The following is a 14004-nucleotide window of genomic DNA, read 5'->3' on the forward strand; positions in this document are numbered from 1 at the left end:
TTGCCGGACCTGACCCGGGGCACTTCCAGGACAAGCCGTCCGATCCGGGTTACAAGCGGCTTTTCCCGGTGGCCGTTGCGGTACGCTTGTCTTTCCTCTGTGCGTTCGTAGGGTTTAGCTTTGAGCTCTTGCTCCACCAACCGGGCCAGACCATCGTCCCGGGAAAGTTAGCGTAAAGTTACCGTAGGAGTTCTTGCAGGAGCCGAGGGATGAGGGAAAGAAGAAGAGACCTCACCGTCCTTTTGCCAGGGACGAGTAGTTGACAATCCAACCACTCAGGAGGGTGAGGTCTCTATGCAGATTATAAAGCAGATTTGGGAGAAGTTCCAGAGGGTAGCGGAGCTGACGTTAAAGGTTCTGGAGGAAGGGATCGACCTTTTAAGCTTCGAGGAGAAGCTCTGGCAGGAGCTTAACAACCTGGGACAGGAGGTTTTGAGGGAAGTTTTAGAGGCGAAGGACGCCTATCTTCGGGAGCACCGGGAGGAGCGGCCTGGCTGGCAGGTAGAGCGGCGGGACGATCCCAAGGAAGTGCTCTCCCTTTTCGGTCTGGTTAGCTACAAGCGGACCTACTACAGGCACAGAGAGACTGGGGAGCGGGCTCACTTAGTGGACCGGCTGGTAGGTTACGGGCCACATACGCGGGTTGACCCTCTGGTCAAGGCACAGGTCTTAGAAGAAGCAGTAGAGCTTTCCTACCGGAAGAGTGGGGAAAGAGTAGGGAAAGGTAACCAGGAAGTTGTACTGAGTGGCGAGGCCGTGAAGAAGGTAGTGCACGACTTTATTCCCGAAGAACTGCCCGAACCACCCAAAGAGAAGCGCCGGGTGAAAGTTCTTTACGTGGAAGCGGACGAAGACCACGTGGCCGGTCAGGACGGGAAGAAGTACTTACCCCGTCTGGTTTACATACACGAGGGGAAAGAAGAGGTGGGGAAAGGACGGTTCAAGCTCAAGTGTCCCTATTATCTAGGGGGGCTTTATCCGGATACGGATGAGCTGTGGCTGGACGTTCTGGCTTACATTGAGGAGCATTATGAGCTATCTGGGATTGAGCGGATTTACCTTTGTGGAGACGGGGGCGGGTGGATAAAGAAGGGGCTGGAGTTTTTGCCGAGGAGTCTATTTGTGCTGGACCTTTTCCACCTGGACAAGTATCTTGTAGCTGCCTTAGGGGACAACAAAGAGGCGTATGGAGAGATTTGGGCAGCGTTGAGGCGTGGTGACCGTGTGGGGGTAGAGAAGGTACTGAAGGAGGCGGCGAGGAAGGCGGAGACGCCTGGTCGGAGGAAGGCGGTGCATGATTGTCGGCGCTACATAGATCAGAACTGGGAGGGGATAATGGCATACCGGCTTTACCCGGAGGCACAGTTAGGGGTGAGTGCGGAGGCGCACGTGAGTCATATTTTGGCGGCGCGGTTATCGTCGCGGCCGATGGCTCAGGACTTTGCTCGTGGGGTAGACCGGATGGCACGGCTGCGGGTAGCGAAGGCAAACGGTGTCTCCTTGCGGGAGCAATATGTAGCCCGATGGAGGGAGGGCTTAAAGGCTTTAAAGATCGATAAGGCTGCCGTTGAGGAAGAAAGGCGGAGGCTGAGGAAAGTATCAGGTGAGGTATTCGATAATCTTCCTGCTTTACGGGGTTCGGTGACTCCACTAACCAAGGCTCTCAAAGCTTTGAGCCGAAATGTCAGTCTTCTCTGGTAGTTCGCTCTGGTTCGGGGACGGTGGGGGGCTCAGGACTCCTACAGTAGGTTGACACGATCCCCGGGAAAACAACTGTTGCAGAACTTCGCCATCTACGGTAACCTGGTAATGGGCCATCCTCAATCCCTCCTGGTAATGGTGGTTGTGTCACTTCTTCATCTACCAGAGGGAGGGTGGCCCTTCCTGCTTCTAACCACCCTTTTTACACACTATACCGGACACTACTCTTCCTTCCGGGACATGCTGGAAGAAAGGCCGCTTCCGGCGGGGCTGCTGGTCGTGGCCCTGGAGATTGCCGACCAGGAAACGGAGCGGCTTTTCGGGATCGGCCAGGAGGATCTTGCACCGGGGCAGGCGGCGGTGCTGGTGTAGTTTGGGTAAAAAGGGCAGGGAGCAAGAAGGGCTTCCGGCCCTTTTGCGCATCGTTTAGAACCGCTGTTCTATTCCGTCAGAACCGGGTTTCTAGTATATATAAAACCAAATTCCGGATCATGGTTCTGTGATAAGTTCCCTTGCCATCTATTTTTGGATCAGCAAAGAAGCTCATTATTGGGGCACTTCGTCGTTTACTTTTTTAAAGCTTTTTGCATCTTACGTAAAGCTCCTGCCGGGAGCTGCACCCCATCTTCCGGTAGATGTTCCGCACGTGATATTTGACCGTATTCGTGGAGATGTACAGCTGGGAAGCTATCTCCTGGTAGGAAAGGTCCTTTAGCAGAAGGTCGAGCACCTTTCTTTCTGCGCTGGTCAGCCAGGCGAGTCTATCGGATAAGGTATCCGGGGCGTTTGTGGTACTGAGGCGGGAAAAAACTGCCGGCGTAAAGGCGAAAAGGAGCGCGGCGCTGGCGAAGGCGGCGCTTGGTGCCCGAAAAATCTGGACAAAACCGGCTACGTCGGCGAGCATGCCCACAACCCCCAGCACCGCCACGTTGGCAAAGAGGCAGAGGCCCAGGGTGCGGTTACGGCCTGCGGACGCTTTCTCCAGCAGGGAAAGCCACAGGAAAAGGTCCGCGCAGCCCAGGCCAAAAAGGATACCGCCGCAGGCGGCAAAGAGGAAAGGGAGCCCCTCGCCGGGAAAAAATCCCAGGACCAGCAGAGAGATCCCGAGCACGCTTACGGACAGCCCGGCAAGGCCAGCAAGGGAAAGCCTCCGCAAAAGAGCGGCGCCCAGGGCGAGAGCGCACACGTAGGGCAAAAATCCGTAGGATTCAAAGAAAAACTGGCCGGCCAGAGGCATGAAAGAGCGGTAGAAGAAGCCGCCTGCCGGGTAAACGGCGGCAACGAACAGCAGGAGGGGCGCGTAGTCGCGCGCGGAAGGGGCGCGTGATTCTTTTCTGGCAGAGTTACTTGGACCTTGAAGAAGGCAGGAACCGGCAACGTAGCCTGCGGTGGACACGGCCAGCACGGCGAAGGGAGAAAGAAGGCGGGCAGCGGCAAGGTAGTAGAGCTGGCAGAGGATGTTGGCCCCCGCTACGGCCGAAACGAAAAGAAAAGCTCTTTTTTCTTTTTTATGACCGGCCAGGGCCAGGGTCCAGGAGAGCACGGGGAAAGCAGATAGCATGCCCGCGGCAGCTGAAAAGAAGAGGCCTAGCGGGAAGGCCACAAAGAAGGCTGCCGGGAAGAAAAGGGTTGCTGCTGCGGTAAAAAAGAGCGGACGGCGCCCTGAGAGGAACTCCCTTCCCTTTCCCAGGGCGAAGAAGAGAAAGCCCAGGGCGTGTGCCGCCACAAAGGAATGCGCAAGGTACGGCGCGCCTTCGAACGGCGGCAGTCCGGAAATGGGGCCGTAAAAAGGAAAGCTTAAGAGCCAACCCCAGATCCCTAAGCCGGAGGCTACAAGCTTGGGCTCCCCGGGAACTTTCAGGAAAGACATGCCATTCCAACCCCGGTTGGCGGACAGGGATTAGGTTACAGGTTTTTTTCGCCGCCGCCTGCCCTTTTCCTGCTCGTCTTACGGCAAAAACTACCCCAAAACTACCCTAAAAACCACCCTAAAACAACCCAGATAAGAGGAAGGAATGACAATGTCTGGTTTGAACTAAAGCTAAACAACAAAAGCAGTTCGTAGGCGAAGTGAGCTGAGGAGAGGATTAGCAGGATGATAATCTTTTGGGTTGCTTTCTCTCTCATGGTCGTCCTTTTCCTGGCGTGCGTAAGTTATGTCGCAGGGCTTTTGCGATGCGAGCCTCAATTTTTAAAGGAAGCACTTTCAGAATTGACTTATTGCCAAGAGGGAAGGCCGGTTCTTGTGCCCAGCTCCAGCCGCCTGATCGCGTTCATCGGCCTGATAGGCATCCTGTCCATGGATGCTGGCATCGCGACCGTGATCCTCTACCGGCTGGCCGCGGACCGCGCCCTGCCGGACCTGGCGGGCCTCAATTATTTCCTGCTCTGCCAGGCGGGAGTTTTCGCTCCTTATGCAGTTAATAAGTTCGCGGAAGCGGTGAGCGGAAAAGCGGTTGGTCTGCAGTATCCCTCCCGGGAAGCGAGGGCGCGGCAGGCACCGGGATCTCCAGAAGAGCGCGCAGGCAGTTTGAGGGGGTGAAGGAGGGACAAGGTGTGGTTTGCGGCAGTTGCGGCGAATTCTCATGACCCTGGCCTGTTTCTGTGGTCTGTGGGCAGGCTGGGGGCAAGCCAATCTAATCCAATCAAGCCAACCTAATCCAATTTAAGGTGGGGAGGAACTCTGTATATGAGGTCAGGGAAACCATATGCCGATTTTTTACTTACCCCAGGGTACTGGAACCCTTTTCAAACACATTTTCAACTGGCTGTCGTCTTAGTTGCGCTGTTTTTGATTTTGGGTGGTTTTCTGGGCTTTATGCCTTGCGCGTATGCGCAGGAACAGGGAGGCTCGTCCGCGCCAGATTTCGCCATCGAGCTAGATTCAGCCAGCCTGACCCTCCCTCTGGAGGGTAGTGATGGGATTCAGCTTACTGTCACTCCCATTAATGGCTTCACCGGTGAGGTGAGCCTCACCCTGGAGAGACAAGACGGCTCTGCGGCGCCTCAAGGCATTACCCTCTCCCCTAGTTCGGTCACGGTGAGCGGCTCCACCGCCGTAAAGGAAACCCTAACCGTGAGCTTAGGTCCTGCGGTGCAAGCAGGGGGTTACCCTCTGCGGATCAAAGCCGCGGCGGGGAACATGGTAAAAACCGCAAACCTTAACCTGACGGTGAGCCCCATCAGGTGGCTAGGTCCGGGGGCGGCTTACGATGTCACTGGCGACGGGCGCTATGTGGTAGGGACTCTCAATGGGAAACCCTTTGTTTGGAGCCAGGAAAGTGGCCTCCAGATAGTCGGGACGGAAGAAGGAGCCCTCTTGCGCGTCTGTACCGACGGAACCCGCGTGGCTGCCGTGGGGTACAGGGGGTCCTCCGGTGATGCTTCCTTGCTCTGGACGGCTGAGGGCGGGCTGCGAGGGCTCCCGGCCCCGTACAACCGCTGCAACGCTGCCTACGGCTGCACCTTTGCCGGAGGCGATCTCCACATTGTTGGGCGCACTTACCCCGAGTTTCCTTACGCGACATACTGGAAGAATGGGGAGCTACAATGGTACCAGCGGTTTGGCATCGCCACCATCTTACTGGATATCTCCCCCGATGCCTCGTTTGGTGTGGCCGTTGACTATAGAACCATGAAGCTTATAGACATCCCTAACAAGAGCGGGACTACCTTGGTGCCCGGGGGAGTATTCCCTTACTGGGCCCGGATCTCACGGGACGGTTCTACAATTTTGGGTAATTACGATGGTGCTAAGAGTGGTTTTCTCCTTAGGGGAAGTGGTTTTGGAAGCAAGCTAGATCTGGACTTCCGCCCCCTTGGTATCAGCTACGACGGCCGTATCGTGGTGGGAACCCGTAGTGGCAAAGCTCAGCTTTGGACTGAAACGGAGGGGCCGGTGGACCTGAACGATCTCTTTCCCGGACCATGGGCCCTTGACTCAGCGTACGGCATCACCGACAGCGGGGGGCGGATCGTCGGCGTCGGCTCATACAAGAATGTCGGGCAGGCTTTTATAGCCGATCTGGTGCCGACCGTACGGAGCACCGACCCGGCCAATGGCGCTACCGATGTTCCGGTGAACAAAACCATCACAGTTACCTTTAATAAGGAGGTACAGCAGGGTAGCGCCTTCGACGAAATCTCTCTCCGGGACGCTTCTGGCGACAGGATTGCCGTAACCAAGAGCATCGCTGGCAAAGTGCTGAGCATCATACCGCAAAAAGACCTTAAACCTAACACCACCTACACTGTAACCGTCCCCGCCGGTGGGGTAAAGGATCTCACCGGCAACCCGCTCGCTGCGGACTATACCTTCCGCTTCACCACCGCTTTCCCAGAAGCCTCTTCTCTCCTGCGGTTTGTTGAGGCGCCGCCTGCGGCGCTGGTGGTCGGCGAGCCGTTCAGCGTGCGGGTGGCGGTGTACGACCGGGAAGGGCGCCTGCAGGAAAACTACCAGGGCAACCTGGCCCTGCGCGTCGTGGGGGCAAGCCTGGAGGGCGAGCCGGTGACGGCTCCGGTTCAGGCGGGCGTGGCTGCCTTTGAAAACCTGTGTCTCAAGCCGGACTCCCCTGTTGGCTCGGGCTTCGCCCTCGTGGTATCCGACCCGGCCAACCCGCAGGTGCCCGAGCTGCGCAAAGAAGGGCTGAAGATCGCCCGGCTTCTCTTCACCAGCGATCCCGCCAAGGCCGGCTACGCGGCGTGGCCGCTGAAACTGCCCGCTCCGGGCGCCCAAGGCCGGGATAACTGGAACTTTGCCCGCGTAACCCTTTCCTCTTGGGGCCTGCAGGGCCAGGGGGTGGCTTCGGCCGTATACCTGGCCGGCTCCCCGGACGGGACCGCCGCCCCGGCGGTGGACGACACCGTGAGGATCGAGTGGTGGTCCGGGGGGAGGTTGCAGCGGGAAGATGTTCAGAACCCTGACAGGCCCGTCGTTGCCCTTTCCGCCGGGCGGTACGCAGCCGACGTGGTGCTGCGCAACGCCGCCGGCAGTTACGGCACCGGAGACGTATACGCCCTGGCCCTGGACGGCGCGTGTACGCTGAGCGCCCGCCCCGGGTACGAGCCGGACGCTCTGGAGCCGGTGAAGGTTGAGCTCCGTTCAAGTTCTACGAATCCGGTGGCCGGGGACGAGGTGACCTTGACGGCCGCGGCCAGCACCCAGGTTCCCCTCAAGTCTCTCTACCTGGAGCTTGTTTACAGCGCGGACCAGGTAGTCTTCCAGGAGCCGGTTCCGGAACCGGGTGTGCGGCTGACCAAAGGCGTGCAGTCAGCCGGCAGCCAGGGCGAGGTGCACGTTACCTACAACTTTTACCCGGCGGGATCCTCCTTCATCGAAAACGGCACCTCCCTCTTCACCTGGAAGGTGCGGCTGCGCGAGGGAAGCGTGACCTTGCGGACCAAAGTGATCTCCGGCACGGCCGCGCTCCTCTGGGTCAGCGGCGGCGAGTCGAGCCTTACCCTGACCGTCGCGCCCCGGCCCACGGCCCTGGTGGAGAAGGAAAGCTTTGCCTTTGATCCTAACCGGAACCTGGTTCTGACCTTAAGCGGCTTCGGCCTTGCCGATGTGGACAAAGTGGTGCTGGAGCGGGAAGGCGGCTCATATGCCTCAACGTCGGTTACAGTACAAGGCGGCACGCTTACCGCCCAGTTCGGCCAGGTTCCGCTGGGGTTATACAGCTTGCGCCTTTTTGCCGGTCAGACTGAGAAATCCGTTGACTCAAGCGGGAGAACCGCCGTGGCCGTCCCGCCTGCCCTGCCGTTCCTGACCCTGGAGATAGGCAGCGGCTCCGGCCCCATCAATGCGGCTTTCGACGGTTTCCACACCGACGTTCTCCTCACGAACTCCGGCACGGTGGACGCCGCAGCGCTCTTGGTTCTGGTTGCCGAGCCGTGGGTCACGAACTTCCGGCTGGACAGCCCCGCGTGGCTCAGGGGGCTTTACCCGGGGAGCGAACCCGTCCTGCCGCAGCTATTGGCCCAGGGAGAAAAGGACGGTAACAAGTGGTACCTGGTGAGAGTTGACGTTCCTGCCGGCAAGAAAGTGGCTTTTGTGGCCCGCCGGGGCATAGCCAGGGAGGCCATCATGCTGCCGGGGACCCAGGGCCAGGTGCCTTTGGGGGCGAGGGTGGTGCCTATCTGGCCGAAGCTGATAAGCTACGTCCCGAAGGGCTTGCTCGCTAATGCTGGGGGCGCAGCGGAAGGCATTATACGCGAGGCCCTCAAGTGGGGCTGGCTGAGCTACGCGGAAGCTCTCTGCCACCTGGACGAAATGCCCGTGGAGCAAGCCCAGGCCTACCTCAAGGAACTGGGGAACTTTGCGCCGGAGCTGGCCGAGGGCCTTCTGACGGCGCACCTCCACCACTTATCGGACCTGGGCGAAGAGAAGCTTTTGGGAGGCGCCGAGAAGGTCTACGACTCGGGCGAAAACCTGATCAATTCGCTGAGCCAGACTTTCATTAACTCGGTGGGCAACTTCCTCAGCGACAACGCCTACCTGGCCGACCCCGGTTTCTGGGCCGAGTGGGGCAAGCAGACCCTTGAGGGCTTTGCCGACGGGCGCAACGCCGACGCTCTGGTTGGTCTGGCGCAAGGGACGATAAAGGATCTCACGTTCGGGTATGTCGACCCCGACTGGGGCCCCGTCTTCGGCAACGAGTACGATTTCCGGGTGGGTCAGGCCATCGGCGTGGCCCACGGTGCGGTGCAGCGCGAAGTGGTGACCAGTTACTTCACTGGTAAAGTCCTCGGGAAAGTCCTCGAGGTTGGTGCGGTGGGTGCCAGCAAGCTCTGGTCGGCAGGGGTATCCAAGATTACCGGCGGGAGGACGGCGCTTTCCTTCAAGGTCGGCAAGAGCATGTGGTCGGTGGGTTACAACGGGGAGAAAGGCTGGTACCTCTACGGCCGGGACATAAACAACGAGGCGTGGCGTCTTTTCATCGGCGCCCTGGAAAGCGCTCCCCGTGCGGGCGGCAAGTTCCGCAATCTGGTAAAGGTGGAATTCAAGAAGCTTAAGGAAATATGCGACAACTTCCTAAAGTGGTACGCGCCGCTGGCGGGAACCATGAGCCTGGACCAGGCGCTGGAAGAATACCTGAACCTGGCACAGGACGAGCTTATAGACTGGCTTCAGGACCAGGCCAGCACGGCGCTCCTGAAAAAGTACCTCAAGCTCAGCGACGAGGAGATTGAAGCGCTTAACAAACACCTGAGCAAATTCGCAAAAAACATCAACCTAGCCCAGGCCGACTACCGCAGCACCGCGCGGGAAGTCCGCTCGTCCTTCTCCGCCACGGTCGGAGCGTCCTACGACCCCAACGACATCCAGGCCACCCCGGCGGGCGTGGGCGAGCAGGGGTGGATCCGCCCGGACGAGCGGCTGACCTACCTCATCCGCTTTGAGAACGAGGGCAACGCTCCGGCAAAGGACATCCGGGTGGAGTTGGAATTGGACCCCAATTTGGACGAGAGCACGCTTAAGGTGGAGGGCTCGTCCCACTTGGAGTACACGGTGGACCCGGACGTTCTGGAGGGGGTGCCCGAGGACCAGAGGCAGCAGGGCAACGAGTACACGGAGCGCATGCGCTTCAGCTACGATCCGGCAACCCGCAAGCTGACGTGGTTCTTCCCCAACATCCTTCTGCCGGACAAGGACAACGACGGGGCCAACGACGGGTTCGTGCTCTTCAGCGTGGCGCCCAGGGAAAGCGTAGCCCACGCGGCCTACATCCAGGCGCAGGCCAGCATCTACTTCGACTCCAACCCGCCGGTGGAAACCAACGTCGAGGCACGCACCGTTGACCGCGAAGGGCCGCGGCTCAGCCTGGGGGATCTGCCGGCCACGGCAAGCGGCCCGGTGACCGTTACCTGGACCGGCGTTGACGACGGTGCCGGCCTGGACAGGGTATATTTACTGGTGGCCCGGGACGGAGGAGAGTTCACCCTCTACCAGGTGCTGAGTCCCGACCAGAAGCAAGTGCAATTCCAGGGCGAGCCTGGCCACCGCTACGCTTTCAAAGTGTACGGGGTGGACCTTTTGGGCAACCGCGGGCCGGATGGCGCCGTGAAAGAAGTGCGCTTCTTGGCTACCAGTACGGGCGGCACCGCCGGCGGTGGCGGCGGGGGCGGCGGCTACGCGGCCCCGGCCGGGCGCGTGGAGAAGCGGATCATCCCCGCGGCCGTCACCGTGGCCGAGCTCTCCGGCCGGGCCAGGGTGGAGGTGTCCGCCGGCGCGGTGAAGGGAGCCAACGCGCGCCTGGTGCTGGAGGAGTCGGACGCCTCCCGGGCGGCCGGCGCCGGCATGGCCGTTGTCGGCCCCGTGGTGGACATCAGGCTCCTTGACGGCGAGCTCACCGGGAAGGTCACCGTCACCCTGCACTTCGACAGGAGCAGGCTCCCCGAGAACTGCGAGCCCGCCATCTTCTACTACGACGAAAAGGAGAAGGCGTGGCGCAAAGTCGACAGCGCCTACGACCTGGCCAGGGGCACCGTCACCGCGGAGCTCGACCACCTTACCATGTTCACTGTTTTTGCTGTGCCTAAGGAGGCGCCTAAGCTGCCGGTGATCAGCTTTAAGGACATGCAGGGCCACTGGGCGGAGGCCACCGTGGCCAGGCTGGCCGCCATGGGGGTCGTATCCGGCTATCCCGACGGCACGTTCAAGCCCGACAACGAGATCACCCGTGCCGAAGTCACCGCCATATTGGCCCGTGCCTTGAAGCTTTCGCCCGGCAAAGAGGAGGACTTAAAATTCGCCGACAAAGCCGCCATCCCCGCCTGGGCGAAAGGAGTTATTGCCGCCGCGGCCAAAGAGGGCCTGGTGAAAGGTTACCCGCAGCCGGACGGCACGGTTACCTTCGAGGCCGATCGCCCGCTCTCCCGAGTCGAGATGGCCGTCCTTGCGGTGAGGATCCTGGAAAAGAAGGCAGGCAAAGTAACTCCGGCGGAGCTTAAGTTCGCCGACGCCGAAGCCATCCCAGATTGGGCGAAGGCGAGCGTGGGCGTTGCCGTGGCTAAGGGGATCGTCGCCGGCTATCCCGACAACACCTTCCGGCCTGATCAGCCCGTGACGCGGGCGGAAGCCTCGGCGATGATCCTCCGGCTCCTGGACGCGCTGGGGAGCAAGTAGCGTGAGGCACGGTGCGGGGCAATCCAACGCCCTGCACCACATTTGGAGGCTGAGAGCAGGGCCTTGTTCACGATAGCTTAAGGCGCCCTCGCTCTGCGGGAGGCGCCTTAAGCTTTGCCCGCAGGTCAGGACGGATCCATGTATACAAAAGGAGTGTTGGTTTGATTGATGGAACCGGAGCAGGTGTGGATGGCATCAGGGCTTTTTAGGGCTGCAGTATATTTTCTATCCGCCTTGGGTATGGGGATTTGCTTCTCCAGGAGGCAGGGCCAGAGAAGCGGCAGGCCAGAAAAGTTGCCTCTTTTGGGGCTGTTGACCGCGGGTGCCGGAAACCTTTTGAGCGTTTACGGGGACAGAGTTGGTCTTTTGGAAAGCTGGGAAAGGAGCCTTGGCGATCTGGTTCTGGTGAACGCCGGTACGGCGGTAACTATACTGGCCGTGTACCTCTTGACCATAAAATTTCACCTGGTGACCCTGGCACTCAGGAAGGAAGCACAAACCGACCCTGGTCGTCAACCGCGTCCGCCCGCGCTCCGAGGTCCCGCCGTGGAAGGTGGGGGAGGAGCTGGGACTCCCCGTCGCCGCCGTGGTCCCCGAGACACCGGAAGTGGAGAAGGCACTGGGGAAGGGGACCCTGCCCGTGCTGGCCTACCGGAAGGGGGCCGTGGCCCGGGCGGTCTCCTCCCTGTGGGAGAAGCTGAACTCTTGAGAGGAGGGGCGAATTCCGATGGTAGTGGTACTTTGCAGTCACGTGCAGGCTAAGCTCCTGAAGCCGCGGCTTGAAAACGTTGAGGTCGTGGGCGACGCCTCCTCCATCCCGGAGGGGGCGTGCCTGGTGGTGCTGAGGGGCCCGGACGTACTCCCGCAGGCGGTGGTCGATGCCGTTCTCCAGACGGGCGGCCGGGTGCCCGTGGTGGTGGCGGCGGGCCCGGCGGACGCAACCGGCGAGGCGTTCCTCCGGGCCGCCAGGTCGGTGGGGATACCGGAGAAGTGCGTGCTGGCGGGCCCGGCGACCGTGTCCCAGCTCGTGCGCGTCCTGGAGGGGGTGGACGCGGGTTCCGACCTCCCGGACCCGCCCCTTTTCGAGTTCGGGGAGGGTCTGCTCGACCCGCCCCTCTTTGGAGAGTGCGTGTGGGAAGAGCAGGGTGGAGGGCCGGACACCGTTTCCCCCGCGGCGGGCGCGCCGCCGGAACCCGCTTCCTGGGAACCCCCGGCTTCGGGGGTCTTCGTCCCCGTCCTGGGGGCCACGGGCGGCGTGGGCAGGACGGTGGTGGCAGCCAGCCTGGCGGCGGTGCTGAAGCGCCAGGGGGCGAGTGTGGCCGTGCTGGACGCCGGCCACCCGCCCTGCCTGTCCTGTTACCTGCGCGGGGAGGAAGTGGTTGAAGTTGACGGCCTCGATGAGAGAGCGGTTGCCGCTGTCCTGGCCCGCGCTTCCGGCGACGTGGTGGTGCTGGACACCCCTCCGTCTCCCCCTTACCTTTCCGGCCTCCTGGGGGTCACGGAGAGGGCGGTGGTGGTGGTCACCCCCGACCCGCTGGTGGTGGAAGCGACGAAGGAGTTCTGGCCGCGGGTGGCCGACAGGGCGGCGCTGGTGGTGAACCGGGTCTCCCCCGGGGTGCGGAACCTCCGCGGCTCCTTCCGCAGCACCGTCCTGGAGGCGGAGCTGCCGGGGGCGCTGGGCGTGGTCGACATCCCGGAGACGGAGGACGTGGTGCTGGCCGCTTCGCGGGGAGTCTCCCCGGCTTCGTTTGATGCCTTCGGGGCGGCGGCCGCCCAGGTCTTGTCGCTCCTCGGCATCTAGGGGCTGTTGAAAAACAGATTATAACAAGCAAGAAAGTTGCTTAAACCATGAGATATTTATGTTGCAATTATGGTCATACTGTGGTATATTGGTGTTGCAGGTTGTTTTGAAGGGATGAGAGTAGATGATGGGTCAAAAAGTGCGTCAGTGTTCCATGTTCTTTGGTTGCTGGCATAGTCTCATTCCGGAAAATCACTTTCTACGTCAGGTAGAGAAGGTAGTTGATTTCTCCTTCATCCGGAAAAAGGTGGCTCATCTGTATTCCCACACTGGCCGGCCTTCCATCGACCCCGAAGTGCTTATCCGGATACTGCTTGTAGGTTACTTCTATGGTATCACCTCCGAACGCGAACTAATGGAGCAGATTCGGGTTAACCTGGCTTTCCGGGAATTTATAGGGTATGAGTTGGACGAGGAGATTCCCGACCATTCCACCCTGTCGAAGAACCGCCACGGCCGCTTCAAAGGTACCTCTGTTTTTCAAGAAGTCTTCGATGAGATTGTTCGCCAGTGTATAGCGGCGGGTCTGGTAGGAGGTCAACACCTCTCTTTTGACGGCACTACTATTCAGGCCAACGCTTCCTACGATTCCATGGTACCCAGGCGGGTAGTTGAGATGTCTCCTGCGGAGTACATCCAGAAGGTAGAGCAGGAAAATCCTGTAGCACCGGAGGTGGAAGGGGAGTCGCAGCTGTCCATTGAAGAGGGGACTACACTAGATGATTCCGGGATACATCCTGGCTCGAACGAAAATCTTTGTTCTACTGTGTCTGGGTCAGAGGGTATCTCCGTAACAGACGGCACTGCGGATACCCCAGAAGGGGACTTGAGTTTTGCTTCTAAGACCAATGGCGGCAAAGAGGTGCCAGGCAAGTCAAGAAGGTCCAAGAAGACCAATGCCACTCACGTAAGTCGTACTGACCCAGACGCCAGGATATTTGCCCGTCCCGGGCAACCGAAAAAGCTGGGTTATATCGAGTGTGTTACGGTAGACAGCTTGTACAACATTATCACTGGGGTTGAAGTGATTCCGGGGAATGCTGATGAGGCCCGGGTATTGGTTCCCATGATAACTTCCCAGATGTTCAAGTTTGGCTTTCGGGTGGACTCCGTATCAGGTGATAAGGCTCACGGTGAATCCCGCACCTACAGAGAACTTTTGGCGCTAGGCATCAAACCTTTCATTCCCCATCAAAACTTTCATGAAACCAACCGAAAGATCTGGCCTCAGGAGAAGTTCCGATATGAGGTCAAGTCCAATTTTGTGTGTAAAATCCCTCTGGTAGCCTTTGGAGCTTATTAGAGCCTTGTTAAGCTGCCCCTTTCTTAGTCTTGTTGGTTTTTGCTGCTTCTGTTCGTTCTTGCTCCTGCCTCC

At 59.9% G+C, this 14004-nt stretch carries 8 protein-coding genes and 1 pseudogene; 7 read left to right on the plus strand and 2 right to left on the minus strand.

Annotation, left to right across the window (positions count from 1 at the left end; genetic code table 11):
• On the minus strand, positions 1-137 hold a 137-nt coding region (locus DXX99_RS10345), incomplete at its 3' end, for a transposase (RefSeq protein ID WP_240610910.1).
• A gap of 157 nt (positions 138-294) precedes the next feature.
• Between DXX99_RS10345 and DXX99_RS10350 the strand changes: the two genes are divergently transcribed.
• On the plus strand, positions 295-1701 hold the full coding sequence (locus DXX99_RS10350) for an ISLre2 family transposase (protein WP_115793406.1): 1407 nt from the start codon (positions 295-297) through the stop codon (positions 1699-1701).
• 75 nt (positions 1702-1776) lie between these two features.
• Positions 1777-2073, plus strand: a complete 297-nt coding sequence (locus tag DXX99_RS10355; RefSeq protein ID WP_115793407.1) for a hypothetical protein — start codon at positions 1777-1779, stop codon at positions 2071-2073.
• A 202-nt stretch (positions 2074-2275) separates the two neighbouring features.
• Here DXX99_RS10355 and DXX99_RS10360 read toward each other — a convergent pair whose 3' ends face one another.
• Complete coding sequence (locus DXX99_RS10360) at positions 2276-3571, minus strand: helix-turn-helix transcriptional regulator (protein ID WP_115793408.1); 1296 nt, start codon at positions 3569-3571, stop codon at positions 2276-2278.
• Positions 3572-3913: 342 nt separating this feature from the next.
• On the opposite strand from DXX99_RS10360, the gene DXX99_RS10365 reads away from it, so the two are divergent.
• The 5 genes and pseudogenes from DXX99_RS10365 to DXX99_RS10380 form a co-directional block, all read left to right on the plus strand.
• Entirely contained in the window at positions 3914-4243 is a 330-nt protein-coding gene (locus DXX99_RS10365) for a hypothetical protein (protein ID WP_134643009.1), read from the plus strand.
• A gap of 276 nt (positions 4244-4519) precedes the next feature.
• Positions 4520-10828 (plus strand): S-layer homology domain-containing protein, encoded by a 6309-nt coding sequence (locus DXX99_RS10370; RefSeq protein ID WP_165847830.1) that lies wholly within the window; start codon positions 4520-4522, stop codon positions 10826-10828.
• Between the two features lie 553 nt (positions 10829-11381).
• Complete coding sequence (locus DXX99_RS11580) at positions 11382-11537, plus strand: hypothetical protein (RefSeq protein WP_165847831.1); 156 nt, start codon at positions 11382-11384, stop codon at positions 11535-11537.
• Positions 11538-11555: 18 nt separating this feature from the next.
• Entirely contained in the window at positions 11556-12629 is a 1074-nt protein-coding gene (locus DXX99_RS10375) for a nucleotide-binding protein (RefSeq protein ID WP_115793411.1), read from the plus strand.
• Between the two features lie 124 nt (positions 12630-12753).
• Positions 12754-13899: pseudogene (locus DXX99_RS10380) on the plus strand (transposase); the annotation flags it as partial.
• Positions 13900-14004: the final 105 nt, after the last annotated feature.

Origin of the sequence: Ammonifex thiophilus, assembly GCF_003368535.1 — a bacterium.
In the GTDB taxonomy this organism is placed as follows: domain Bacteria; phylum Bacillota; class Desulfotomaculia; order Desulfotomaculales; family Ammonificaceae; genus Ammonifex; species Ammonifex thiophilus.